24 protein-coding genes and 1 pseudogene are annotated in these 25,752 nt (G+C 66.0%); 3 read left to right on the top strand and 22 right to left on the bottom strand.

Annotation, left to right across the window (positions count from 1 at the left end; translation table 11 throughout):
- Positions 1-68: 68 nt before the first annotated feature.
- The 22 genes and pseudogenes from ACOQPH_RS14750 to ACOQPH_RS14855 all read right to left on the bottom strand — a co-directional run bounded on the left by ACOQPH_RS14750 (position 69) and on the right by ACOQPH_RS14855 (position 22,930).
- Positions 69-1,754, bottom strand: a complete 1,686-nt coding sequence (locus ACOQPH_RS14750) for an RNA-binding domain-containing protein (protein ID WP_420622104.1) — start codon at positions 1,752-1,754, stop codon at positions 69-71.
- A gap of 89 nt (positions 1,755-1,843) precedes the next feature.
- Positions 1,844-3,388 (bottom strand): NADH-quinone oxidoreductase subunit N, encoded by a 1,545-nt coding sequence (locus ACOQPH_RS14755; RefSeq protein ID WP_420622105.1) that lies wholly within the window; start codon positions 3,386-3,388, stop codon positions 1,844-1,846.
- Positions 3,388-5,007 (bottom strand): complex I subunit 4 family protein, encoded by a 1,620-nt coding sequence (locus ACOQPH_RS14760; RefSeq protein WP_420622106.1) that lies wholly within the window; start codon positions 5,005-5,007, stop codon positions 3,388-3,390. The genes ACOQPH_RS14755 and ACOQPH_RS14760 overlap by 1 nt, the downstream gene beginning before the upstream one ends.
- On the bottom strand, positions 5,004-6,926 hold the full coding sequence (nuoL, locus tag ACOQPH_RS14765) for an NADH-quinone oxidoreductase subunit L (protein ID WP_420622107.1): 1,923 nt from the start codon (positions 6,924-6,926) through the stop codon (positions 5,004-5,006). The genes ACOQPH_RS14760 and nuoL overlap by 4 nt, the downstream gene beginning before the upstream one ends.
- Before the next feature lie 4 nt (positions 6,927-6,930).
- Positions 6,931-7,230, bottom strand: coding sequence for an NADH-quinone oxidoreductase subunit NuoK (gene nuoK / locus ACOQPH_RS14770; protein WP_420624362.1), 300 nt, complete (start codon positions 7,228-7,230; stop codon positions 6,931-6,933).
- An 11-nt stretch (positions 7,231-7,241) separates the two neighbouring features.
- Complete coding sequence (locus ACOQPH_RS14775) at positions 7,242-7,850, bottom strand: NADH-quinone oxidoreductase subunit J (protein ID WP_420622108.1); 609 nt, start codon at positions 7,848-7,850, stop codon at positions 7,242-7,244.
- Positions 7,850-8,551 (bottom strand): NADH-quinone oxidoreductase subunit NuoI, encoded by a 702-nt coding sequence (gene nuoI, locus ACOQPH_RS14780; protein ID WP_420622109.1) that lies wholly within the window; start codon positions 8,549-8,551, stop codon positions 7,850-7,852. Before nuoI ends, ACOQPH_RS14775 begins: the two co-directional genes overlap by 1 nt.
- Positions 8,551-9,825, bottom strand: coding sequence for an NADH-quinone oxidoreductase subunit NuoH (gene nuoH, locus ACOQPH_RS14785; RefSeq protein WP_420622110.1), 1,275 nt, complete (start codon positions 9,823-9,825; stop codon positions 8,551-8,553). Before nuoH ends, nuoI begins: the two co-directional genes overlap by 1 nt.
- A complete protein-coding gene (nuoG, locus tag ACOQPH_RS14790) occupies positions 9,822-12,317 on the bottom strand; it encodes an NADH-quinone oxidoreductase subunit NuoG (RefSeq protein ID WP_420622111.1) in 2,496 nt (831 codons plus the stop codon). Before nuoG ends, nuoH begins: the two co-directional genes overlap by 4 nt.
- Positions 12,310-13,746 carry an NADH-quinone oxidoreductase subunit NuoF gene (gene nuoF / locus ACOQPH_RS14795; protein WP_420622112.1) on the bottom strand — a complete coding sequence of 479 codons (1,437 nt, stop codon included), beginning with the start codon at positions 13,744-13,746 and terminating at the stop codon, positions 12,310-12,312. Before nuoF ends, nuoG begins: the two co-directional genes overlap by 8 nt.
- Positions 13,746-14,384 (bottom strand): NADH-quinone oxidoreductase subunit NuoE, encoded by a 639-nt coding sequence (gene nuoE, locus ACOQPH_RS14800; RefSeq protein WP_420622113.1) that lies wholly within the window; start codon positions 14,382-14,384, stop codon positions 13,746-13,748. The genes nuoF and nuoE overlap by 1 nt, the downstream gene beginning before the upstream one ends.
- Positions 14,385-15,758, bottom strand: coding sequence for an NADH-quinone oxidoreductase subunit D (locus ACOQPH_RS14805; RefSeq protein WP_420622114.1), 1,374 nt, complete (start codon positions 15,756-15,758; stop codon positions 14,385-14,387).
- Entirely contained in the window at positions 15,755-16,285 is a 531-nt protein-coding gene (locus tag ACOQPH_RS14810; RefSeq protein WP_420622115.1) for an NADH-quinone oxidoreductase subunit C, read from the bottom strand. Before ACOQPH_RS14810 ends, ACOQPH_RS14805 begins: the two co-directional genes overlap by 4 nt.
- A gap of 143 nt (positions 16,286-16,428) precedes the next feature.
- Positions 16,429-16,887 (bottom strand): annotated as a pseudogene (locus tag ACOQPH_RS14815) (NADH-quinone oxidoreductase subunit B); the annotation flags it as partial.
- 47 nt (positions 16,888-16,934) lie between these two features.
- Entirely contained in the window at positions 16,935-17,480 is a 546-nt protein-coding gene (locus ACOQPH_RS14820) for an NADH-quinone oxidoreductase subunit A (protein WP_420622116.1), read from the bottom strand.
- Positions 17,481-17,549: 69 nt separating this feature from the next.
- The gene (locus tag ACOQPH_RS14825; protein ID WP_420622117.1) at positions 17,550-18,377 is read right to left on the bottom strand and encodes a hypothetical protein; all 828 of its coding nucleotides are present in this window, start codon (positions 18,375-18,377) and stop codon (positions 17,550-17,552) included.
- Positions 18,374-19,441, bottom strand: coding sequence for a c-type cytochrome (locus ACOQPH_RS14830; protein WP_420622118.1), 1,068 nt, complete (start codon positions 19,439-19,441; stop codon positions 18,374-18,376). Before ACOQPH_RS14830 ends, ACOQPH_RS14825 begins: the two co-directional genes overlap by 4 nt.
- A 67-nt stretch (positions 19,442-19,508) precedes the next feature.
- Entirely contained in the window at positions 19,509-20,396 is an 888-nt protein-coding gene (locus ACOQPH_RS14835) for a ubiquinol-cytochrome c reductase iron-sulfur subunit (RefSeq protein WP_420622119.1), read from the bottom strand.
- A gap of 12 nt (positions 20,397-20,408) precedes the next feature.
- The gene (locus tag ACOQPH_RS14840; RefSeq protein ID WP_420622120.1) at positions 20,409-21,173 is read right to left on the bottom strand and encodes a menaquinol-cytochrome c reductase cytochrome b subunit; all 765 of its coding nucleotides are present in this window, start codon (positions 21,171-21,173) and stop codon (positions 20,409-20,411) included.
- Between the two features lie 28 nt (positions 21,174-21,201).
- The gene (extP, locus tag ACOQPH_RS14845) at positions 21,202-21,918 is read right to left on the bottom strand and encodes a selenite/tellurite reduction operon b-type cytochrome ExtP (protein WP_419554789.1); all 717 of its coding nucleotides are present in this window, start codon (positions 21,916-21,918) and stop codon (positions 21,202-21,204) included.
- A gap of 148 nt (positions 21,919-22,066) precedes the next feature.
- Positions 22,067-22,483 carry a 4Fe-4S dicluster domain-containing protein gene (locus ACOQPH_RS14850; protein WP_419551238.1) on the bottom strand — a complete coding sequence of 139 codons (417 nt, stop codon included), beginning with the start codon at positions 22,481-22,483 and terminating at the stop codon, positions 22,067-22,069.
- A 12-nt stretch (positions 22,484-22,495) separates the two neighbouring features.
- Positions 22,496-22,930 (bottom strand): hypothetical protein, encoded by a 435-nt coding sequence (locus ACOQPH_RS14855; RefSeq protein ID WP_420622121.1) that lies wholly within the window; start codon positions 22,928-22,930, stop codon positions 22,496-22,498.
- A 331-nt stretch (positions 22,931-23,261) separates the two neighbouring features.
- On the opposite strand from ACOQPH_RS14855, the gene ACOQPH_RS14860 reads away from it, so the two are divergent.
- From ACOQPH_RS14860 to ACOQPH_RS14870, 3 genes are all read left to right on the top strand, one after another.
- Positions 23,262-24,035, top strand: a complete 774-nt coding sequence (locus tag ACOQPH_RS14860) for a c-type cytochrome (RefSeq protein WP_420622122.1) — start codon at positions 23,262-23,264, stop codon at positions 24,033-24,035.
- Between the two features lie 88 nt (positions 24,036-24,123).
- Positions 24,124-25,395 carry a geranylgeranyl reductase family protein gene (locus ACOQPH_RS14865; protein WP_420622123.1) on the top strand — a complete coding sequence of 424 codons (1,272 nt, stop codon included), beginning with the start codon at positions 24,124-24,126 and terminating at the stop codon, positions 25,393-25,395.
- A 51-nt stretch (positions 25,396-25,446) separates the two neighbouring features.
- The gene (locus tag ACOQPH_RS14870; protein WP_420622124.1) at positions 25,447-25,674 is read left to right on the top strand and encodes a type II toxin-antitoxin system HicB family antitoxin; all 228 of its coding nucleotides are present in this window, start codon (positions 25,447-25,449) and stop codon (positions 25,672-25,674) included.
- Positions 25,675-25,752 lie beyond the last annotated feature (78 nt).

The following is a 25,752-nucleotide window of genomic DNA, read 5'->3' on the forward strand; positions in this document are numbered from 1 at the left end:
TGATGTCTGATTTAGATGATGTCAAGATGTCTCACCGACAACTGCTGAACTGCCTGGTGCGGAAACTCCTACCCGGCGCCTGATCCCTGTTCAGGCTGTGAGGCGACATAACGCGCAGTACGGCGTTCGCCGGTGAGGTCTAGAACACCCGCCTGGCGCATCTGGCGAAGTACCCGAGCAGCGCTCGCCGAATCGATCTGACACAGATCAGCGGCTTCGCGCCGTGCAATCGACCCGTGGGCACGGACGTAGGTCAGGATCATCTGCTCCTGCTGGAGTCGGTCGTATCCGCGCGTGCGCACATAGCGCGGCTCCTCATGAAAGCGTCGGTACAGAGCGGCCGACAGGTGATACTCGCGGCCGCGTCCGCGACCGCGAGGCTCGATGAGCCCTTTCTCGATGAGCGTCGCTAGCAATCCGCGGGCCTGGGTTTGATCACGCTGGACCAGCTCGGCCACGCGCCGGGTGGACACGATGCGCTCGCGGCGCACCTCATGCAGCACCAGGAGTTCATCGAGCTCGAGTTCATTGCCTTCCCGGCGAGCCTCCTCCACATAGCCCGCGAACTCCCGGTCGGCCCCTCCTGCGACGACGCGCACCATGACCGTTTCCGAGGTGCTGCCGCTGTAGTCCGGCGGCCTGTGCCCGCTCCGCAGTTGGCCCCGGAACACGAGGTTGATTCCACGGCTCGTGCGCTCCACCAGACCTGCACGCTTGAATGCGTCAGCAAGCAGTGGATTCCGGGGCCGTGGCGGGGTGACCAGCAGATTGGCCAGCGTGACCCCGACGGGGAAGCCTCCGGGGTTCGACACCTCAAGACCCGCGTCGGTCAATACGACTTGTGTCTGACCCAGTGCCGTGTAGTCACGATGCGTCAGAGCGTTGGCGATCAACTCGCGCACTGTCACCTCGGCGAAGCGCGGTATCGGCACCCGAAACATGCCCATGTCGAGCTCTTCTTCGGTGTTGCGAGCCTGCACTCGCTCATGCAGCTCCGACATGGCGCGCAACGCAGGGACATGGCCAATGTCATTGGCGAGCACAGTCAGATGGGCACCGAGATGCTGAAATGCCACTTCGGCGCCGGGCACATGGGTGCGCAGCGCGGCTTCTCGGCCGAACAGCAAGACGCTGGCAAGGTTGAATTGTCCTCCCATGTCGACGAGTTCCAACGCTCGCAACAATGCGTCATCGTTGAGGGACGCCAGCACCGCGTCGCCGTGCTCGCTCGTCGCCAATGTGCGGAAGCGATCGATTTCGAGAGGATCCAAGTCGTTGGTGCTGAGGTCGGGCACCGGTGTTCGTGTGAAGTCACGCTCGCCGGTGCTTCCGGCCCGCGACAGCACCTCGCTCGGCCGCATCGGCAGGCACTGTGGCTTCTCTCGAACATCAAGCGTCCGCCGCACGAACTTGCCTTTGCTGGTCGCGACGACCGTGTCCGCAGCGGGCACGGCGATCACAACGACCAAGGCTGTGCCGCTGTCGACAACTTCGACAGACACCCGGACCGCCGGCTCGGTGTTCGCGGCGATGTGGGCCTCGATGCGCACCGGATCGAGACCCATCTTCGGCCACGGCTCTGCGCCGACGATCTTGCCGGTCTTCTCGTCGACGCCCACCAACACCTGGCCACCGTCCGTGTTGGCGAGACAGACAACAGCCTCGACGAGTTCCGAGGCGTCAGCTTTGGACTTGAACTCCACCGTCAGCGTCTCGCCGCCGACAATGGCCGTGCGCAGTTCCGCAGTGTTCATGGCAGCAGGCTAGTTCAAAGTTTTGAAACTTGCTGAGGGTTTGAAGTCTTGTTCAAAACTTTGCAAACGAGGTTGTCGCGGGGTGCGCTCTACGGGATGATCGACAGGACGGCATCGCTGCTCCACTCAAGGAGCGTCTGGGGAAGGACGCCGACAACCAAGGTGACTGCAACAGCAAGCGTGATGGCCAACACAGAGGTGAGGGGCAGGCCTCCCCAGCGCGGTCGGCTGGCGCGGGCGGCGGGAATGCTGTCGCCGTCATCAACCGGTCCCTCAGGGGCGTACATGGTCAGCACGACGCGCAGGTAGGCGAAGGCGCCCACAACGGCAGTGACCATGGCAACCGCAGCCAGGATGTAGCCACGAGCGCCGATCGCTGCGCGGATGACCTCGAACTTCGCCACGAAGCCCGCAGTCAGCGGAACACCTGCCTGTGCCAGCAGCAGCACCGCAAAGGCGAGTGCCAGAACGGGTCGGCGACGTGCCAGCCCGCTGTAGTGGCTGAGGGAATGGGGGCTCGAGTCGGGTTCCAGCGATCGAGCTTCAGTACCGAACACCGACAACACGGCGAAGCTGCCCAACGCCATGAACGAATAGGCGACCAGGTAGAAGACGGCCGACGAGACCCCGTCTCCCGATTCGACTGCTGACAATCCGACGAGCACGAATCCGGCATGGCTGATCGAGCTGAACGCCAGCATCCGCTTGACATCGATCTGGCAGATGGCCATCACCGCGCCGACTGCCAGCGTGGCGAACGCAAGCCCGACGAGGATCGGCGTCCAAGCGGTGCTCTGCTCCGCGACGGCCACGTACAGCACACGCGCCAGCGCCGCGAAGCCCGCTGCTTTGGCGATGGACGCCAGGTAGCCGGTGACCGGGCTTGGCGCACCCTCGTACACGTCGGGCGCCCAGAAATGGAACGGGACAACGGCCACCTTGAACCCCAAGCCGACCAGCAACAACGCGACGCCAGCGAGCAGCAAGTAGTCGGTCTGCCGGATGGTTCCGAAGAGGAAGTCCCCGATCCCGCTGAGATTCGTGCTGCCGGTGGCGCCGTAGACCAGCGCGACGCCGTACAGGAAGAACGCTGAGCTGAACGCCCCCAGTACGAAGTACTTCATGGCCGACTCGCGTGCGCTAGCTCGCCGGCCCGCCAGCGCGATCAGCACGTAGAGGGCGATCGACAGCGACTCAAGGCCCAGAAACAGCACGATGAGATCGTTTGCGCCAGCCATCACGACGGCACCGGCAGCAGACGCCAGCAGCAGCGCTGCGAACTCCGGTGGCGCCATGCCGTAGCGGTCGAGGGCTGAATGCGCGACCAGCGCAGTCATGACCACACCTGCGCCTACCAGCACGGTAAGCAGCAGGCTGAAGCCATCGCTCACGAATGCACCCGCCAACGTGGGGCGAGGCGTGGCGCCCCACGTAGCCCATTGGACGGCCGCCACTATGGCTGCGGCGGCACCGGTGGCGATCGAGGCGATGGTGGACACCCAGCCGGGCAGCGCGCGTGGCGCCAGAGAGGCCACCAGCAGCAGTCCGAGCGCGGCGCCGACGAGGATGATCTGCGGGACGAGCACCCACCAGTCGACCGCCGGAGAGACGAACGGCTCTTCGAGCGACGTCATCAGTGACGGTCCTCGTCGTGGGGAGCATCGGGATGCTCAGCATCAGAGTGCTCGCTCGAAGCACGAACCTCGACCGGGTCATCGGGCGCGGGCAGCTCGAACCCGCTGTGCTGGGCGAAGTGCGCGAGCAGTTTGTCGGACGCCGGCTCCACGGCGTTGAGCAACGGCTTCGGGTACACGCCGAGGGCCACCACGGCGATGACGAACGGTGCGAGCGTCGCCAGTTCGCCCCGGCGCAGGTCGGCTGTCGTGCGATCGGCCGCGGCGGGCGGGCCGTGGAACACCCGCTGGTAGGCCCACAGCAGGTACAGCGCCGCGAGGATCACTCCAGTCGCAGCGACGACCGTCCACCAGCGCCGCGTCTCGAACGAGCCGATCAGGATCAAGAACTCGCCGACGAAGCCGTTCAGGCCCGGCACGCCGACTGATGACAGCATCATCAGCGTGAACACACCGGCATAGACCGGAGCGGCCGATTGGATGCCCGCCAGCTCGTCGATCTGCCGCGTGTGGCGCCGCTCATACAGCATCCCGACCAGCAGGAACAAGGCGCCGGTGCTGATGCCGTGGTTGACCATCAAGATGACCCCACCGCCGACTGCCTGGGTGGTGAAGGCAAAGATGCCCAGGACGATGAAGCCCATGTGCGCCACTGAGGAATACGCCACGAGCCGCTTGAGGTCACGCTGCATGGCAGCGGTGATCGCACCCCAGATGACACCCACCACGCCGACAGTGACCAGCACGGGCGCCGCCCAGTGGGAGGCCTCTGGGAACAGATACAGGCCGAACCGCAGCAGGCCGTAGGTGCCCAGCTTCAGCAGCACGGCCGCCAGCACGACCGATCCGGCCGTTGATGCTTCGGTGTGCGCATCGGGCAGCCAGGTGTGCAGCGGCACCACCGGCACCTTCACCAGGAAGGCGAGCGCGAACGCCACGAAACACCAGCGTGCCGCGTTCTCAGTCAGATGCTGCCCTTCGGCGAGTGTCTGGATATCGAACGTGATGCCGCTGTCGGGCTTGCCGAGCACGGCAGTCGCCACGATGGCCACGAGCAGCAGCGCCGAGCCCGCCATCGTGTAGATGAAGAACTTCGTGGCGGCGTAGCGGCGCCCCTCGTAGCCCCAGCCTGCGATGAGCAGGTACATGGGCACCAGCACCACTTCGAACATGACGAAGAACAGGAACAGGTCAAGCGCCACGAAAGCACCGACCGAACCTGCTTGCAGCAGCAGCAGCCACGCCGTGTAGGGCTTGGGATCGTGGTGCGGATCGACACCCGCCAGCACGATCGGCACGATCACGCTGGTCAGCACCACCAGCCACAGCGAGATGCCGTCGATGCCGACCTTCCACGAAATGCCGAGCGCTGGGATCCACGACACAGTGCTCTCGAACTGGAACCCAGGGTTGGCAGTGTCAAACTGCCACGCCAACGCCAGCGCCAGCGCCCCGCCGATCGCAGCGAAGAGCGTGCCCAACGGTCGGGCGAGATCGGGCCGATTGCGCGGCAACAGCGCAACCACCAACGCGCCCACAACGGGCACGAAAATAAGTGCGTTGAGAATCGGGAACCCAGGTGCCACCTCGGCGGCCGCAAGCAGAGGGCCAGCGCTCATGAGACGCCCCGAAGCGCCAGCCAGACAACAAGGATGATCGCGCCGACCGCCACGCCCGACGCGTAGTGCCGCAGGTAGCCCGACTGCAGGGGCCGTACCGACTGACCTAGCTGCCGCACGAGCTTGGCAACGCCGTTGACGGCGCCGTCGACGACCTTCCGGTCAACAGTGGCTGCGGCCTCGAACGCAGCGGTACCGGGCCCGCCCACGAAGTTCGAGATGGTGGCGTCGACGTAGAAGACGTTCTCGAGCAATGCAGGCTCGAGCCGGTCCGTCGGGATGCGCGATCGCAGCCATGCCCCCACCGCCACGGCAATCCCCAAGAGCGCGGCGATGATCGCCGCGAGTGCGAGACGCCACTTGGTGCCGGTACCGGAATCGAAGTGAAGCGGGTCAGCCAGCACGGGCTCTAAGAAGTGCTCAAGCACCAGCCAGTCACCCACCAGCGGCAGGTTCACGACACCGCCGATGGCCGCCGCACCGGCCAGCACCACGAGCGGCAGCGTCATGGTGGCAGGCGACTCGTGAGGGTGGACGCTGTCGTCCCAGCGCTGGCCGCCGAAGAACACCAGGAAGGTCTGGCGGCTCATGTAGTAGGCGGTCAGCAGGGCGGTGACCAGGCCCACAACCCACAGCAGATGTCCGACGCGCAGCGGTCCGGCGATGATGTCGGGCTGCTCCCACGCGGCAAGCAGGATCTCGTCCTTCGACCAGAAGCCCGACAGCGGCGGCACACCGGCAATCGCCAGCCAGCCCACGATGAACGTGACCGCGGTGATGGGCATGGCTAACCGCAGGCCGCCCATGCGGCGCATGTCCTGCTCATCTCCGAGGCCATGGATGACCGAGCCGGAGCCCAGGAACAGCAGCCCCTTGAAGAACGCATGCGTGACCACGTGGAAGATCGCCGCCACGTACGCGCCCGAGCCGATCGCCAGGAACATGTAGCCCAGCTGGCTGATGGTGGAGTACGCCAGCACCTTCTTGATGTCGTGCTGAGCCACGGCGGCCAGCGCAGCAAAGAGCGCTGTGGCCGCACCCACGATGGCGATGATGAGCAGTGCCGTATCGGTCAGCACCGGGTTGAGCCGCACCAGCAGGTACACGCCGGCGGTCACCATCGTGGCGGCATGCACCATCGCGGAGACCGGTGTGGGGCCTTCCATGGCATCAGGCAGCCAGACGTACAGCGGCAGCTGCGCCGACTTGCCCGCAGCGGCCAGCAACAGCAGCAGCGACACAGCGGTAGCGGTCCCGGTGGCCAGCCCAGGAGCAGCCGCCGTCAGCCCGGCGTAAGACACCGTGCCGAGGGTGGTCCACAGCAGGAACGTGGCGATCATGAAGCCGAAGTCGCCGATTCGGTTGGTGACGAACGCCTTCTTGCCGGCTGTGGCCGCCGTGGGCCGTTCGTGCCAGAATGAGATCAGCAAGTACGAACAGGTGCCGACCCCTTCCCAGCCCAGGAAGGTGACCACGAGGTTCTCGCCCAGCACCAGCATGAGCATCGAGAACAGGAACAGGTTCAGGTACAGGAAAAACTTGGAGTACTTCGGGTCGCCCGCCATGTAGCCGACCGAGTAGAGGTGGATGAGCGTTCCGACACCGGTCACGAACAGCGCCATCGTCATCGACAGTGGGTCCACCAGCAGCGCTGCGTCTACCTCGAGACCCCCGATCGGCATCCACTCGAACAACGTCGAGATGAACCAGCGCCCGCCGTGCCCACCGGCACCGCCCTTGGCCGCGGAATCGAGACCGAGCAGCCCGCCGAACGTGATGAGGGTGAGCAGGAATGACCCGGCACTGGCTGCAGTGGCCATCCAGCCAGCCCGAGGCTCGCCGAGGCGCGGGCCTGCCAGCAAGAGAACTGCGAACCCCGCGAGGGGCAGCGCGGGGATAAGCCACACCAACGAGACCATTGCCTCAGCCCCTCAAAGCCGACAGATCATCCGCCGTCGCGCGTGGGGAGGCTCGCAGCACCGCAACCACCAAGCCGAGACCCACGACGACCTCGGCGGCAGCGACGACCAGAACGAACAGCACCACCGTGTGCCCATGCACATCGCCGAAACGATCGGCGAAAGCGATGAAGCTGAGGTTGACACCGTTCAGCATCAGCTCGACGCACATGAGCATGATCAGCGGGTTGCGTCGCACCAGCAGACCGGTGCCCCCGATGATGAAGAGCATCGCGCCGAGAATCAAGTACCAGCTGGTCGTCACCTCGAGGCCATTCACCGACGAGCCTCCTGCGACGTCTCGGCGTTCTCGAAGTTCGCCGTGTCGCCATACGAGCTGCGCCGAGCCAAGATCACCGTGCCGATGACCGCCACGATGAGCAGTAGCGACGTCAGCTCGAACGCGTACACGTAGTCGGAGAACAGTGACCGGGCAATGTCGCCGACATCGGCGGCGTAGCTCGTAGGAGCTGGCTCAGCGACACCACCGATCTGGCCCGCTGATTCGCGAGCGAGCGAGGTGGCACCCTTGAACATCCGGTCGACTGCTGCCACCATCCAGACCAAGACGGCGACCCCACCGATGCCGAATGCAGCTGCAGTCCAGCGTTGGGCAGGCAGTGCCCCCAGCGACAGCCCGGCGGCCCTGTCGACGCCGAGCAACATGATGACGAAGAGGAACAGGACCACGATGGCACCCGCGTAGACGATGACCTGCACGGCGGCAATGAAGTGCGCCTGCTGGGCGACGAACAGCACCGCGATGCCGAACAGCGTCATCACCAGCATCAGCGCCGCATGCACCGGATTGCGCGACAGCACCACGCCGATCGCGCCGATGAGGCACGCGGCGGCAGCCACCGCGAACACGACCACTTCAACCATCAGTGGTGACTTCCCGCTGTATGGGTCTGACTGGGCCCCTCGGTGTCGGAGGGCCCGTCGGTGTCGGAGGGTTCGTTGTCGGGATCGATCGAGTCGTCATCGGGGTCGTCGTAGTCAGCGTGCTGGCCCTGCTCGGGAGCCCTCACGCCGTACCCCAGCTCACCGCTCCACCCGACGCGACCCTCGTATTCGGGTTGGCCCGAAGGGGACGTGGCGCGCATCCAGCCGGAGGTGTGCTCGTCTTCCCCGTCGTGCCACAGCTCCCACGGTTGGCGGCGGGGCCGACCGTCGTCGTCGGTGAGCAGTTCGTCCTTCGTGTAGATGGCGTCGCGCCGGGTGGGGAAGCTGAACTCGAAGACCTTTGTCTCGGTGATCGCTTCGGTCGGGCAAGCCTCTACGCACAAGTCGCAGTGGATGCATCGCAGGTAGTTGATCTCGTAGACGTAGCCGTAGCGCTCTCCCGGGGACACCGGGTCATCGGGCGAGTTGTCGGCGCCGCGGACGTAGATGCACCGGGCGGGGCACACACCAGCGCATAGCTCGCACCCAATGCACTTCTCCATGCCGTCTGGATAGCGGTTGAGCACATGACGCCCGTGGAAGCGCGGCGGCTTCGGTCGCTTCTCGTGTGGGTATTCGGTGGTGACCCGCTCACCGAAGAGCTTGCCGAACGTGACGATGAAACCGTCGAGGTAGCCCATCAGCCTCTCCCTGCCGTGTTGGTTGGCGCGCCGTTCTGCGGCGCTGGGCCGACGTCGACGTCGAAGGGTTCATCGATGTCGCCGACTCTGCGTTTGGCGGCCCGCAGTGCCGCCGACAGCAGCGCCCACCCGATCGCGAATCCGATCGCACCCGCGATCAATGTCCAGACCTGGTTCCAGCCCTCGACGCTCGCCAGCTGTCGCAGACCCAGGAACATCAGCCAGAAGAGCATCACGGGGATGAGCACCTTCCAGCCCAGCGACATCAGCTGGTCGTAACGCAGCCTCGGCAGCGTGGCTCGGAACCAGACGAACATGAACAGGAACGCCAGCACCTTGACCAAGAACCACACTGTCGGCCACAGCCAGGTCCAGCCGAAGAAGACGGGTCCGGCCGGTCCGCCGAAGAACAGCGTCACCATGATCGCCGACATCGTGATGACGTTCATGAACTCGGCAAGGAAGAACAGGGCGAATCGGATCGACGAGTACTCAGTGTGGAATCCGCCGACGAGTTCCTGCTCGGCTTCGACCAAGTCAAACGGCGGGCGGTTCAGCTCTGCAGTTGCAGCAATCAGGAACACCACGAACGGCACGATGCCGCTGGAGATCACGAACCAGGTGTTCACACCACCGGCTTGTTTCGCCACGATTCCCTGGGTGGAGAGCGTCCCTGCGCCGATCACCACCGCCACTACCGCCATGCCCAACGCCGCCTCGTAGGAGATGGCTTGCGCCGACGCGCGAACTGAGCCGATGAGCGGGTACTTCGATCCCGACGACCAGCCCGCCAGCATCACGCCATAGACGGCGACGGAGGACATCGCAAGCAACAGCAGGATGCCGATTGGCGGGTCGGCCACCTGCAGGATCGTTTCCTTGCCGAACAGCGTGACCGTGCCGGTGCGGACCTCACCTGCTGAAGATCCAGTGTCAACGAACACGCCGCCAACGGGCACGATCGCGAACGCAACGAACGCCGTGACCGCCGAAATGTAGGGCGCCAGCCGGAACACGAGCGGGTCGGCGTTGGCGGGGTGCAAATCTTCCTTGAAGAAGAACTTGACACCGTCGGCGAAGGCCTGCAGCAGGCCCCACGGTCCGGCCACATTGGGACCGATGCGGTGCTGCATGTCCGAGATCAGCTTGCGCTCGAACCAGATCATGAACATGGTGGCGACCAGCAGGGCACCGAAGGCCACCAGGACCTTGACGCCCATGACGGCGATGTCGCCCCAGTCGACCCCGTCCGCGAACAGAGGGTCACCCGTCATCGCAAGGCCCCACCGTCCGCTCGGGTCTCGACCCGCACGTCGGTGATCGGAGCAGTCGCGTCGATCAGAGCGCCCACGTCGACATCAGACGAGGGGAACGCCAGCACGACGTTCCCACGGGCGACGCCGGAATCAGCCACGATCGGCAACCGCAGCGCACCGCGCTCAGAGTGAACTTCGACCTCAGTTCCCGAGTCGACGCCGACACGCTCCAAGTCGACCGGGTGCACGCGCAGGACCGTGTCGGCTTGCAGCGACGCCAACGCCGGCGTCTGGTTGACAGCCACCCCTCCGTCGTAGAGCTTGCGGCCGCACACCAATCGGAGGCCATATGCGTCTCGAGGTGGTGCGACGTGTTCAGCCGGGAACTCGGGCTCGAAAGCCGCTCCCGATGCAACCACGCCGTCAGCCCCAAGCTCAGCGCCGGTCGCTCCAGCGTGCGTGGCGCACAGGGCGGCAATCTCGGCGGTGACGTCCTCTGTGGACAAAAAGCCCAGGTCCCCCCCGCAGAGCACCGCCAGCTCGGCGGCGATCATCCAGTCGGGACGGGCCGAGCCGGGTGCAGTCACCAACTCGCCGACGGCCGAGACGCGTCCCTCCAGGTTGGTCGTAGTGCCCGACTTCTCTCCGAACACAGCGGCAGGCAGAACGATGTCGGCTTCTGCTACGGACTGGTTCACAAACGAATCCACCGCCACGACCGTGCCCGCGCCCGCCACGCCGAGGCGCGCCAGCATGCTGTCGGGGAAATCGGTCAGGGGGTCCGCGCCGAGCAGGAAGAGCACGTCGATCTCTCCTGAAGCGGCCGCCAAGAGGATCCCCGCTGCGTCGTGCCCGCGTTCAGTGGGCAGCTCGCCCCACGCCGCCGTCAAAGTCGGCGACGGGCTAGTGCTCAGCGTGCGCCCCGGAAGCAGCCCTGGCGCCAGGCCCATGTCGAGCGCGCCACGAACGTTCCCGCGGCGTGCAGCAACGAGAAAGCGGGCGTGGGGGACGCGAGCACTGATGACCGAAGCCGCCTCGGCCGTTGCCTCGGCGGACTCCGCGACCGACGAGCGGCCCAGCACCACCACGACCGATCCCGACGCCAGCTCGGCAGCCAACGGATCGTCGCCGTCGAGCAAGTCCCGCAGCACCGATGCGGCCTCGCCGCCGCGGCACTCCTCGCTCCGCGCTGCATTGCGGGTCAGACCGGTTTCGGTCGGAGCAATCTCGACCAGGCGAGTCGTGCCCGCTCGTGCTGCGCCGCGCAACCGCAGGTGCAGCACCGGCAGCTCCTCGCGAAGGTCGCCGCACACCAGCAGCGTGGTGTCAGCGCTGCATGCGTCGTCGATCGTCGCGCCCGGCAGGCCGACGACAAGCTCCGCGGGCAAACCGTCGCCCAGCTGAGCGTCGAGGTGATCGGTTCGCAGCACCGTGCGTGCCAGCTTCGACCATGCGTACGCGTCCTCGTTGGTGCCGCGGGCTCCGCCGAGAACGGCAATCGTTCCGGGTCGGGCGGCGGTCACGGCGGCGGCCACAGCGCCAAGGGCGCTCGCCCAGTCGGTCGGCTGAAAGCGACGCAGCGGCTCAGCATCGGCGAGTTCGGAAGTACCGGCAGCCGATGGCGCACGGGCAGCCAGCGGCGTCGTCACCCGATCGGGGCTTGCGACCGAGCCGTAGCCGAACCTGCCCTTGTCGCACAGCCAGCCATGGTTCACCGGGTCGATGTCAACCCCCAGATAGCGCACCAGTTCATTTCGCGACGACTGGACCGCAATCCGGCAGCCGACTGCGCACGTCGTGCAGGTGGACTCGGTTTGGACCAGATCCCACGGCCGCGCCTTGAAGCGGTACGGCACTGCGGTCAGCGCGCCGACGGGACAGATCTGCACCGTGTTGCCCGAGAAGTACGACGAGAAGGGCTCGCCGGGGAACGTGAGCACCTGGGTCTCGTTGCCACGCTCGGTGAAATCGATGAGCGGTTCGCCCGCCACCTCGTCTGCGAAGCGGGTACAGCGGTCGCACAGGATGCAGCGTTCCCGGTCCAGGTGCACCAGGTCGGAGATAGGGATCGGCTTTTCGAAGTGTCGCTTTTCCTCAACAAAGCGGGACTCGCCCGGGCCGTAGGCCATGGTTTGGTCCTGTAACGGGCATTCGCCGCCCTTGTCACAGACCGGGCAGTCCAGCGGGTGATTGATGAGCAGCAGCTCCAGTACGCCTTCTTGCGCTCGCTGCGTGCGCTCGCTGGTGGTGTCGACCACCATCTGCGGCGAGACCGGGACCATGCAGGAGGCCTGCAGCTGGGGCCCACGACCGGTGTCGATCTCGACGAGGCACATGCGGCACATGCCCACCGGGCTCATCCGCTCGTGGTAACAGAACCGCGGGATGTGCACCCCGGCGCGGTCCGCAACCGCAATGACGAGTTCGCCGGGCCGCGCATCGACGGCGATGCCGTTGATTGTCACCTCGACCGTGCTCGGTGCCGCTCGGGCAGCAGTGGCGTCAGACACGGATGGCCACCTCCGAGACTGAGTTCGATTGCGGGCTGCCCGACAACTCAGCGTCGAGGTGGGCGTTCGGCGCCACCCGGGCCTCGAATTCCTCCGGGAACAGCGTCATCGCCGAGTGCACCGGTGCGAATGCCGACGGGCCCACGAAACAGATGGTCGTCATCTGGTACGGGAACGGCTTCGGTTCGAGGCCGCGTTCAGGCACGGCAGCGTGCGGGAAATCGCCGGGGGAGATCGAGGCTCCGACCTCGAACAGCAGGTCGAGATCGCGTGGCGTGCCTGTGCCGTCGCAGACTCGCCGCAGCACCCGCTCCAACCAGGTCGCTCCTTCCCGGCACGGCACGCACTTGCCGCATGACTCATGGGCATAGAACTTCGTCAGCGTGAGCGCCGCGGCACAGATGTCGGTGGTGTCGTCCATCACCATCACCGCTCCCGAACCCAGCATCGATCCCTGCGGACCCACTTCGGACGCCTCGAAGGGCAGGTCCAGCTGCGCGGGCGTGAACCACGGCGCGGAACCGCCGCCGGGCACAAAGGCTTTCAGTTCCCTGCCCGGGCGCAGACCGCCGCAGTAGTCGGGGCCATAGATGAGATCGCGGAACGTGGTGGTGCCGTTAGTGATCTCGTAGACGCCGGGGCGCTGGACGTGCCCGCTCACGGCCACCATCCGTGTGCCGGGCGAGGTGGGGGTGCCGATGGCGGTGAAAGCCGCCGCTCCATTGCGCAGGATCCACGGCAGGTTCGCGAGGGTTTCGACGTTGTTGACGATGGTGGGTTGGCCGTACAGCCCGATCGCGGCCGGGAAGAACGGGGGCTTCAGCCGCGGCATGCCCCGCTTGCCTTCGAGGCTCTCGATGAGGGCGGTTTCTTCGCCCACGACGTACGCACCGGCGCCGGAGTGCAGCACGATGTCCACCGAGAAATCGGTGCCGCAGATGTTGCGGCCCACCCAGCCGGCGTCGTAGGCCTCGTTGAGAGCCCGCGCGACACGTTCTTGCGCCAGCGCCATCTCGCCGCGGATGTACAGGAAGCACTGCGACAGTCCCACTGCGTAGCAGGCAATCAAGCAACCTTCGATGAGCTGGTGCGGATCGAGCTCCATGAGCAGGCGGTCCTTGTAGGTCCCTGGCTCGGACTCGTCGCCGTTCACGACGAGGTAGCGGGGCCACACGCCTGGCGGACAAAAGCCCCACTTCACCCCCGCAGGGAAGCCAGCACCACCACGGCCCAGCAAGGTCGCGTCGCGTACCTCGCTGTGGACATCGGCCGGCGCCCGCTCCAGCGCAGCACGCAAACCTTCGTAGCCGCCCGTGGCCAGGTAGCGCTCGAGCGTGTAGCTGTCGGGATGGTCGAAGCGCTCGGTGACGATGCGCGGCGCGTCGTTCGCCACGAATCCGGGTGCATGAGGAATCGTGTACGACGCCATCAGCCCGCTCCCCCGCCGGACGCTCCATTTGCTGCTGAAGGCGCCAGCCATACGGGTGCTTCGTGGACTTCGTCTGGCGGCACGGCCCTGACCGCTCGCTCGGCCGGGATGCGCTGCCGAATGCGTGCGGTGACGCCGTGCGACGGGATCTCGTCATCGAGGGCACCCGACGCCAAATCGTCGATCAGCTGATCGAACTGCGCCGCGTCGAACCGATAGCGGTACCGGTAGTTCACCTGCAGGCATGGCGCCTCGGTGCAGGCGGCCTGGCATTCTGCAGAGGCCAGCGTGAACATGCCGTCGGGAGTGGTGCCGCCGATCCGCACGCCTAGGCGTTCCTCCGCATGTTCCATGAGATCGGCAGCACCGGCGAGTGCACACGACATCGTGGCGCAGATGTTGACGAGGTACTTGCCGACGGGCTCACGCTTGAACATCTCGTAGAACGAGCAGGTGCCGAGCACCTCGGCCGGCGTGGTGTCGACGAGTTCAGCGACTTCGACCATTGCCTCTTCGGAGACCCAGCCGGCCTGTGCCTGCGCGACATGCAGGAGCGGGATCATCGCCGAGCGACGCTTCGGGTAGCGGCCGATGATTTCGCGCGCCAGCGAGCGATTCTCCTCACTAAAGAAACCCATTTACCGGTCGACCTCCCCCATGATCGGGTCGATTGAGGAGATGACGGCAATGGCGTCGGCGAGCAGGCCGCCGTACATGAGGTGCGGGAGGCTCTGCAGGTTGACGAACGAAGGGGCCCGGATGTGCACCCGCTGCGGCTTGGGCCCGCCATCGGACACCAGGTAGCAGCCCAGCTCGCCGCGCGGCGACTCGACCGCCACATAGGTCTCTCCGGGTGGCACCTTGAAGCCCTCGGTAAAGAGCTTGAAGTGGTGGATCAGCGCTTCCATGGACTCGTCGATGCGAGCCCGAGGCGGCGGCGTGATCTTGCGGTCCTCGGTGCGGTAGGGACCCTTCGGCATCTTGTCGAGGCACTGCTCGACGATGCGCATCGACTCGCGGATCTCGTTCAGGCGGATCGAAAAGCGGTCGAACGTGTCGCCGTAGGCACCTACGACGACGTCGAACTCCACCTCGTCGTAGGCCAAGTACGGCATGGTGCGGCGCAGATCCCACGCCTCGCCGGTGCTGCGCAGCAGCGGCCCCGTGGCCGACATGGCGATGGCCTCGTCGGCAGTGATGACGCCGACGCCTTGAGTGCGGTCTCGCCAGATCGGCTGGCCGGTCATCAACGTGTCGAACTCCAAGAGCCGTCCGGGCAGCACCGTCAAGATGCGCTCCACGTCGTCCTGCCAGCCGTCGGACAGGTCGGCCGCCACACCGCCAGGGCGGATGTAGTTGTGGTTCATCCGCAAGCCGGTGACGCTCTCGAAGAATCGAAGGATCTCCTCGCGCTCGCGCCAGCCATAGAGCATCATCCCGACTGCGCCGAGGTCCATGCCATTCGTCGCCAGGAACAGCAGGTGCGAGCTCATGCGGTTCAGTTCGCACATGAGCATGCGGATCCAGGTGGCTCGCGGTGGGATCTCCGTTCCCAGCAGATCCTCGACAGCGAGACAGAACACCAACTCGTTGAACAGCGGCGAGGCGTAGTCCATGCGGGTGACGTTCGTCGGCCCCTGCAGGTAGGTGAGGTCCTCGGCGGTCTTCTCCATCCCGGTGTGCAGGTAGCCGATGATCGGCTTGGACCGCAGCACGGTCTCTCCCTGCAGTTCCATTGCGATGCGCAGCACGCCATGGGTGGACGGGTGCTGCGGGCCCATGTTGATGAGCATCGGCTCGTCGCCGCTCTGGGCAACAACAGTGCCCTCGTCAACATCGGCTGTGCCTGCCTGCGCCGACGAAACATCGGCTGTGCCTGCCTGCGCCGACGAAACATCGGCTGTGCCTGCCTGCGCCGATGAAACATCGGCGGCAGCCAGAGCCGCCTCCTCGGATATGCGTAGCACGGCATCGGCCGGCCGGCGGATGGCGGTCTCCGTCGTGGCGCTCATCGGCCTTCGACCGCTTTGAACTGCACCGGGATGGCGCCGATGGCGTAGTCCTTGCGCAGCGGGTGGCCTTCCCAGTCCGGCGGCATAAGGATGCGGCTGGGATCGGGGTGGTCACTGAAGCTGATGCCGAACAAGTCGGCAGCTTCTCGCTCGGGAGCCTCGGCCCCCGGGTACAGACCGACCACCGAGGGCACCTGCGGGTCGTCTGCAGGCACTTGGGTGCGAACGCGCAACCGGCGACGGTCCCGGAGATCCAGCAGGTTCACCACGACCTCGAAACGCTCCGGTTCAACGCCCGGCGGCAGGGTCCGGCTGCGGTTCGTGAGCCCATCGGTGGCGCACACGTCGACGCACAGCTCGAAACCGTCGGCAGCGGCCATGCCCATTACATCGAGGTACTCGTCACGGCTCGGATGCACGACCTGCTGGCCGCGCTCGTCAGTGCGCGGCACGCCGAACATCGTCGGCTGCTCAGCCGCTCCTGCGGGCGGCGCGGTGTCGTCGGCTTCTACGCCTTCGTCTGCCATCAGCGCGTCTCCACGGAGCTCGACTGGCCAACCCCATGCGCCTGCGCCGATTGCGGCACTCCATGTGCCGCCGCAGCCGATTGCGTCACTCCATGTGCCGCCAGGGCCACTGCAGCTCCGCCACCGCGGTCGGCGCGTCGCTGGGTCAGCTCGCCGGTGCGAATCTTCTCATGAAGGGCAAGGATGGCGTGCAGCAGCGTTTCAGGACCCGGCGGGCAGCCGGGCGCGTATATGTCGACCGGCACGACTTGGTCGACGCCCTGCACGATGGCGTAGTTGTTGAACATCCCGCCGCTGGATGCGCACACACCCATCGACAGCACCCACTTGGGCTCCATCATCTGGTCGTAGATCTGCCGCAGCACCGGTGCCATCTTCTGGCTGACGCGTCCGGCCACGATCATGAGGTCGGCTTGGCGGGGCGACGCTCGGAACGTTTCCATGCCGAAGCGAGCCAGGTCGTAGTGAGCCGTACCGGTCGCCATCATCTCGATCGCGCAGCACGCCAGCCCGAAGGTGGCGGGCATGAGGCTGCGGCGCCGCGCCCACTTCACCAGTTCTTCCACCGGTGCGGTGAAGACGTTGTGCCCGAGTCCTGCCAGGCCGTCGTCGATGCCAAGTTTCGCCTTGAGGTCGTCGATGCCCGCCATCAGCCCGCTCCCGTCCCGCTGCCGTGTTGGCTTGCGCCGCTCCATGCGGCGCCGTGCTGCGGGGCGCCGCTCCATGCGGCGCCAGCCGGCACGTGCTCACGTCCCGTCAGCCCGACGGTGCGCACGGCGGTCACCCCGCTGCGAGTCGCCGGGGGCAGTGGGAGGACGCGGCGCTTGCGCGGGCCCCATTCCAGCCCGCCCATTGCCAGCTCGTAGACGAACGACAGGAAGAAAATCACGACGAAGATCAGCATCGCTACAAAGCCGAAGAGACCGAGACTGGCGTTCGCGACCGCCCACGGGTACAGGAAGACGATCTCGATGTCGAACATGATGAACAGCATCGCCACGAGGTAGAAGCGGACGGGAAATCGCTCCGGGATGGCGGCCTGGTCGACGATGCCGCACTCGTACGGCGCCAGCTTGGCTTTAGTGCTGCGCTGCGGTGCCAGCAAGCGCGACGCAACGATGCTGAGCAGCACGAACAAGACAGCGAGAACGCCGAGCACCAACACCGGCAGGTATTCCGCCAAGCCGCTGTTCATGCCCCTGACCCCCTCAGCGTGTCGTCGATTCGATGCCGGTCCCAGTCTGGCCCAAGAAAGGCCAGCCGGTCACTGGCCCGCAGCTTCGCGTACCGCCCAGATCGCCTGGTCCCGTCGATGCAGGTGATAGCAGCCCAAGCCGAACAGCAGCGCGGCGAAGATCGACAGCAAGGCCGGGCGGAGCCGGACACTGCCGTGATCGCGCACCATCACGACCGAGTACACCGGCGCGTCGTCGTCAATCTCGGCTTGCGGCAGGATGACCTCGCCCTCTTCGTTGAGCTGGTTCGGGTCGATGTCGGCGACCGGCGCGAATGGCTGGATCTGCACGACCGCGTAGTTGGGCCGTCCACGACTCGGGAAGAAGTACTGCGTGATCACGTTGTCGGGAATGCTGAGCGGGCGATACCGCTCGCCCCCGGTCACGACTACCCGGTGGGTGAAGTAGTCGGTGGCGGCAGAGAAGAGGCACGAGTTCACGGCCAGCAAGCGCCGAGGGTCGGCGTCGTTACAGACGACATGGCTGTCGGCCGCCGAGCGGGCGTCGGCTTCGTCGACCACGGTCCAGTCGGGGGGTATCTGATCGAGCCCGTACGCCGACAACTGCTGCACCTCTTCTGTGGGCACGACGGCTGGATTGGTCGCCACCTGCAGGACATTCCAGCCCGGCTGGCTGCCGATCCACCCAATGCCGAACACCCACCACACGATGGACATCAGCAGCATCCAGCCCCACAGGCCGGTCCAAGCGACGAGGAATCCGAGACGTACGCCGAGGTTGGTGGCCAGCAGCAGGTACACCGAACCGCACAGCACGGACACGGCGAGGATGACGGCCAGGTAGCCGGTGAGAACCGGATCCCAGCGGACGATCCCGAGAAGGTTCGAGGCGGTCATTCGTCATCTCCCGCTTCGTCCAGCAGCTCGAAGCCGACCGCAGCCTGGCTCTCCTGGTCGAGGCTGCGCTCATATTCTGCGATGGCCCGGATCTCGTCTTCATCCAGAACCCGGCCGAAGCCCGGCATGCCGTAGTTGCCCAGCCGAGCGAACTCGCCAAAGGGCACATTGTCGGCCGCGCCGTCGGAAATGAACGAGATGTGGTCCTCGATTTCGGGGAACAGCCGTTCCAGGCTCACGCTGTTGAGGGGCGGACCGTAGCGACCGGCGCCGTCGGGACCGGGCAATACCTCGACCGTTCCGCCGTTGTTCGGAAGCTGCGCCGGACCACGCCCTGGCCAGCGAGGCGTGTGACAGCGCGCGCAGTGCAAATCGAACAGGACTGCACCTTCGGACCTGTCGGGGTTCGCGGCCAACTCGATGGCGAGGCGCGCCGCCGCGCGCTCCTGCGCCTCTTCGTCGCTGAGGCGCTCCCGCCACAGCCAGGCCACCAAGTCGTCGATCTCCTGGTCGTTGAGGGGGCCACCGCCGTCGAGGCCCCACGCCGGCATCACGCCTCGGCCGTACACGAGGATCTGCCGCACCTCGCTGACCTCGTCGAGCGTCTCGGCATCAGTATCGAATCGAGTGAAGACGTCGTCGAGGGACGGGGCCTCCCACGTCGTGTTGATGACGTAGGACTCCTTGTCCGAGAACTGGTGGCCGATGTCGAGCACCACCGGTGCAAAGCGCGCACCTCCCAGGTCAGCGCCATGGCAGTCGGTGCACTCCTGCTCGGCTGCCAGTGCTTCACCGCGGTTCTCGGCGGCCTCGGAAAATGCCGTCTCCGCACCCGAACGGCGACCGCCTTCGAGCATCCAGTACACCGGGAGCACCAGCGCCATGATGAGCAGCATCAGCACACCGAAGGCCTGCACCTTCTCCAGCCGGCGGCCCTCGAGCTCCTCGTCGTCGGGCATGACGCCGCGGTTCGGCGCCAGCTCGATCTCGCTGCCCACCTCCGCCTTTGCCTGACGGATGTTGACGAAGACATAGATCGCCCAGCCGATCACCACGATGGCCATGAGTACGATCGCGATCGACCGCTCCGTACTGGCGGCCAGCAACTGAAGGGCTCCGGGCCCGCTTACGTCAAGCACAATGCGGGCCCTCGAGGCCTTGCCCCGTGGTGTCGGTGCCGATTGCAGGACCTTGCGACACGCTCCCAGTGTCCACGTACACGTTGCCCTCCTCGATGGTCACCGGGAACCGATCCATGCCACGAGGCGCTGGGCCAGACTTCTTCTCGCCGACGCGGTTGTACTTCGAGCCGTGGCAGGGGCACTCGAACCACTGCGAGCTGCCGCACACCGGCACCTTGCAGCCGAGATGCGGACACTTCTGCCACAGTGCGACGTACCCCAGCCTTATGCCCTCGAGCACCACACCCCCATAGGTCGCCTCGGCATTGGACTGCGTTGCGGAGTCAGTCGGATACGGCTGGATGTAGCTCTGCGCCTCGGAGAAGTACGAGAAGTTGGCCGCCGGGGTCGACGAGGCGATGGCCTCGTCCACCGATGCAATCGTGCCGATCTTGACCTTCGAGCCGAAGCCGCGCGTCGGACGAGGCCACAGGAAGGCAATCATGGCGGCGTTGAAGGTGCCCAGACCGGTCGCCATCAGAATGACCGAGGACCGGTTCAGGAACTGCCGGCGCGTGACGCCCACCTCGTTGGGAGGCGGCGGTGCCCAGTCCTGCGGCAGCTCAGGCTCGTCGACCGCCACGGGTGCCGGGCGGCGCTCCAGTGCAACTGAGCGTTCCAGCTCCCGGGCTTGTGAGCTGACTCCGAACGCGCCGGCGTCATCGCCCGCAGCGGCCTCACCCGCCGCGGCGGCCGCCAGTTCGTCACGCCGACGTGTCTCGCGCGACAGGTGCCCCAGGCCGGTGGCATCCCGGCGACTCAGGGAGACGAACGCGACCACCGCACCCAGCACGACGATGACCGGGATGGCAATCGCGAGAATCGTTCCGGTGGACATGCCGACGTGCTCCTACAGGTGGAAGATGCCGTGCAGACCGGTGTCCCACGGGTAGGTGAAGTTGAAGCCCTGCCCCCTGAAGAACGAGCCGATGATCACCAGCACCGCCCAGAACATGAGATGGATCGTCTGGATAGACATGGCGAACTTGCGGTCCTCCGGCCGCATGGACGGGTTCTTGTCGATGTAAGGAGCGAAGGCCAGCAGCACGAGAGCGACGCCGGGAATCGTCACACCGGCGATCATCGGATCGAACATCGTGAGCAGTTCCTGCAGGCCCAGGAAGTACCAGGGGGCCTTAGAGGGATTGGGCGTCTCGTTGTGGTTGGCGAGCTCCAGCAGCGGCGCGTTGATGAACAGCGAGAAGACCAGCGTGAAGGCCGTGATGAACAGCGCGGCGGTGAATTCTGCTGCCAGCAAGTGCGGCCAGACATGGACCTTGTCGCCCGGGCTGGCCTTGACATCCTGGATCGAGCCCGACTTGACCACCGTCAGCAGGCGGTGGGTGTTTCCCGCCGGCCCCGCCATGAGCGGCGGCAGCGTGGTGGCCACGCCCCCGCCGGCAGCTGCTGGGCCGTCCGCGGCCATGCCCGCAACAGCGGGCGCGCCGCCGGGCTGCTGGCTGGCTTCCAGCAGTGAGCGCGGGATCGTGACACCGTCGTCGTCATCGGGCTGCGCGGCAGCCGAGGACGCGGCGTCGCCAGGCGTGGGCGCGCCGGTGGCGCGTGCCTTGGCTTCGGCGCTGCGCCTCAGGAGGTGTTCTGGAATCTCGGTCATGCTGTTCGTTGCGGGACGTTCAGGGTTCCTACAGGGGTCCCGATATACCTCCGTCCTTTCTCACTCTCCAGAAATGGATCGCCATGAAGATGACGATCACAAAAGGAAGCATCAAGACGTGCAGCACGTACCACCGCAGCAGCGTCTCCGCTCCGATCTGCTGGCCCCCCAGCAGCACAAAGCGCACTTGGTCACCAAAGACGGGCGTGAACCCCATCATGTTCGTGCCCACCGTCACCGCCCACAGTGAGAGCTGGTCCCACGGGAGCAAGTAGCCCGTGAAACTGAGCAGCAATGTCAGCTGCAGCAGCATCACGCCGACGACCCAGTTGAACTCCCGGGGTGCCTTGTAGGCACCGTGGTAGAAGACCCGGGCCATGTGCAAGAAGACCGTGAGCACCATGAGGTGCGCGGCCCATCGGTGCATGTTTCGTACGAGCAGGCCGAACGCAACCTGCGTGTGGAGGCTTTCGATGTCCGCCCAAGCCGCCGTGTCGGTGGGTCGGTAGAAGAACATCAGGAAGATGCCCGTGATCGTCAGCAGGATGAACAGGAAGAAGCTGAGACCGCCCAGACACAGCGTGTAGCTGACCTTCACCGCGTGCCGCTTCACCTTCACCGGGTGAAGGTGGTACAGGACGCTGTTCATGACTACGTACGAGCGGTTCCGGGGGCTGTCGGTGTAGCCCTTGCGGAAGATCGAACCGGGGCGGAAGACCGACGTCCAGAACTGGCTGTCCTGCATCCAATCGGCCGCCTGCGATTGCGCGTTCTGCAGACGCTGCGGCAGGTTCGGCTTGGATTTGGGGGACTCGAGAGTGTTCGCCATATGTGTTCGGTCTACCTAGACCGGGTCCTTCGCTGTCGCAGCAGTTCAAGCATCGGGGCTCGCGCTACAGACGCATTCCGTAGGCGTAGCCGTGGGTGTGGGTCCGGCCGTGGACATCGCCCGACGGCGGAGGGGTGTTGCTGACCCTGCCGAGCGTGATCACGCCGGTCGGGCAGCGGTCGACACACAGCGCACAGCGGGTGCACACGTCGTCGTCGATGATGAAGATGGCGTTGTCGGTGGGATCCAGCCCCGGCAGGTCCACGCCGACGGCCTCGTCGACCGCCTCGGTGGACACGTACCAGATGCACTTCCATGGGCAGATATCTACGCAGCCCTCGCACTGGATGCACTCGGACTGGTCGATATTGATGAACTGCTTCGGCTTGACCGCGGCGTCGAGGTACGCGGCATCGACTTGATGCAGGACGTAGTCGTCCCGGAACTTGGGCATCGGTGGGTTTGCGTCGTTCGCAGCCATGGGTTCGCGCTTTCAGTTGCCCTTGATGAGGGGACGGCCGTAGTCCGAGGTCGCCTCGGCGGTGGGCTGGGCCTTGTCGCGCCGCTGCCACCACTTCGACAGCAGCGGAATGGCGACGAGGGCCGCAAGGTGCTCGATCACGACCATTGTGTCGCTGACCTTCTTGAGGTCGATGCGCATCGGCGGGAACGTGATCGGAGACGTCATGAACTGCCCCTCAGTGACCAGGAAACGCTCGACCGACCAGCCCCATTCGTTGTCGGTGAGGCGGACCCAGCGGTCGGGCACGATCCCGAAGACCAGCAGCATCATCATGAACACGTAGGCCGCCCCCAACATGGCCTCGCCCCAAGTGGTGGGACGGTCAGTGGGACGGCGCTTGCCGTACCACATGAAGCCCGCAACCATCAGCGCGGTGACGAGGATCGAGGTGATGAGTGCAACCACTCTTTCGTTCCTCCCGCGTTCGGTCGTCGGCGTGTCAGGACTGCCGCAAGCTGACGCTTTCGATGCTGTACCGAGTGCGTCAGCCGCAACGAGACCGGAGCAAAGATTACCGGCACCCCGGCTATGGCGCGTGATGTTCTAGCACGACAGCCTGCGGTCGCCACCGTGTCACCGCAATCCGTCATCGCAATCCGAGTTGACTTCTACTGCGCCATTGGAGTGACTGCGTGGCAGACTTGCGCCTCGGTGCGCTCGGGCGCGTATCGTGCCCTGCGAACTTGGCCCCGCCGGCAATGCCAGAACCCCTGGGGGAAACCCCGCGGAGGATCCCGTGACCGATGTTCCCGAGTACCTGCTGGAGCGCTCGCGACAACGTCGCATTGCCTTAGGGGTGCTCGAGGACGACGGCAGCGAGGACGGTGGCGCCGCTGCTGCGGCGGCGCCGGCGGCCGGTGGAGTTCCGGCGGCAACGCCAGGCCAGGCTGAGATGATCGCTGCGGCGCGCGAAGCGGCGAAGCTCGAAGTTGAACCCGCACCGCCGCCTGATGCTGCATGGGTGGTCGCGGCCCAGACCCGTCACCGGATTCCGATCTGGGTGCTGCCCGTGCTGTTCTGCCTGCCGCTGTGGGCGTTCGTATACGTGAAGCTGACCGAGCCGCCGCCCGAGCCGATCACGGCGATTACCGAAGGCGCAACCACATACTCAGTGCGCTGCGCGAGCTGTCATCGCGGCGATGGCTCCGGTTCCGAAGGCGGTGCCGTGGGCCGACCGCTGTGGAACGGCGAGGTGCTGCTGACGTTCCCGAGCCTGGACGATTCGTTCATCGAGTGGATCTCGGTCGGCTCTGAGGGGACCGGCTTGGGGCAGGCCTATGGCGACTCGAACCGCCCCGGCGGCGCACACATAGCCGGCGGTAGCGACAACGCGGCCAACATGCCAGCATTTGGCGATGTGCTCAGCGAGCACCAGCTGTACTCGGTCGCGCGCTATGTCCGCGAGGTCATCGGCGGTGAAGAAATCAGCGATGAAGTCGCGGCTGAGCGTGACGCCGAGTGGGAACACCGCGGCGGAGGCTCTGATTCCGGTGAGGGCGGCGGCCACTGAGGCCCAGTTCCCAATGCTGCGGCGCACCTGCCGGGCCCCGTTCCGCCGGACGTTGTGGCCGTGACCCAGACACCGTGACCCAGACACCTTGACCCAGACACTGGCGTGCGACGTGCTCGTCGTCGGCGGCGGACCTGCTGGCTGTGCTGCCGCCTACTGGTCGGCACGCGCGGGGCGCGACGTCGTGCTCATCGAGCGCGCGAGCCATCCACGCGAGCGCGTGTGTGGCGATGCGCTCACTCCAGTCGCGGTGGGCGAGCTCATCGACATGGGCTGCGATCCCGGCGCCGCGCGCTGGCACCGGCACCGTGGGCTGCGCATCACCGCCCACGGTCAGAGCCTCGAGGTGCCGTGGCCCGAAGGCGAGCAGTGGCCTGGCTATGGCGTCGTCGTGCGCCGACCGAGGCTGGACGCGCTGATGTCGACCCGAGCGCAAGCTGCGGGGGCACGCGTGCTGACGGGCACCGAGGTCACAGCGCCGCTCATCACCGATGGTCACCTGCGGGGATGCACTGCCATCGCCACCGGTGCGGGCAGTGGGCCCGAAGGGCCGGTGGTCGCGCATGCCCGCTATGTGGTGATCGCTGACGGGCCGCGCTCGAACTTCGGCCGGGCGCTCGGCACCGTGCGAACCCGGACGTACGCGCAGGGTTGGGCGATGCGCGCGTACTACCCCACGCCCCGTCATGCCGAGCCGTGGATCGAGTCGGTCTTCGCACTCACCGATCATGCAGGCGGTCAATTGCCGGGCTATGGCTGGGTGTTCCCGGTCGGCGATGGCACCGCGAATGTGGGCGTGGGCCTGCTCAGCCATCACTACGGCAACGAGGCCATCTCGCTCGAACGCCTCTTCGAGCAGTGGACCACCCAAATTCCTGATCGTTGGGAGATTGACCCCGCAGGACCGCATTGCGCGCCGGCGGGTGGCAGGCTGCCAATGGGAGGATCGGTGCGGCCGCGCTCGGGGCCGAATTGGGTGGTGGCCGGCGATGCGGCCGGCAGCGTCAACCCTTGGAGCGGCGATGGCATCGGCCCGGCGCTGACAACGGGTCGGCTGGCTGCTGAGGTGATCGGCCGAGCACTCGACGCCGACGACGGCCTCGAGCTGCGGCACTACGAGGCCGCACTGGCTGCCCGCTGGCAGCGGTACCACCACCTCGGCCGGCTGGCGACGCGCGCGCTCGGCCAGCCCGGACTGATGCGGCAGTTGACGCAGCTAGCGATTCGCTCCCCCCGGATGGGGAACCTGGCCATGCGCGTCTCGACCGACCTGCTGGCGAGCCCCAATGGACCCCGTGCGGACAGGCAGATCTACCGGCTTGCCTCCTCGGTGGCGCGGCTCTGGCGAGACCGCACCTGAGCCCCGCGGCCGACGCCGATTCCGCGCCGGGTTTAGCGCTCCACGAGCGCTATGTTCAACGCAAACGGCCAGCTGGGAGATGTGGGCGTGCGGACCACGAAGATCGTCTACTGGCAAGAGGACGAGTGGTGGCTCGGCTACCTCGAGGAATTCCCTGACTATTGGACGCAAGGCAAGACGTTGGACGACCTCGAGGAGCATCTGCGCTATCTCCACGCGGATCTGACGAGCGGTGAATTGTCCGGAATGCGCCGCGTCGCCGATCTCACGCTGGCGTGAAGCGGGCTGAGCTGGTCAGGCGAATTCGCGCGACAGGGTCGATCTTGGTTCGGCATGGCTCAAGACACGACTGGTATC

Source organism: Candidatus Poriferisodalis sp. (assembly GCF_965221945.1).
GTDB lineage: Bacteria > Actinomycetota > Acidimicrobiia > Acidimicrobiales > Poriferisodalaceae > Poriferisodalis.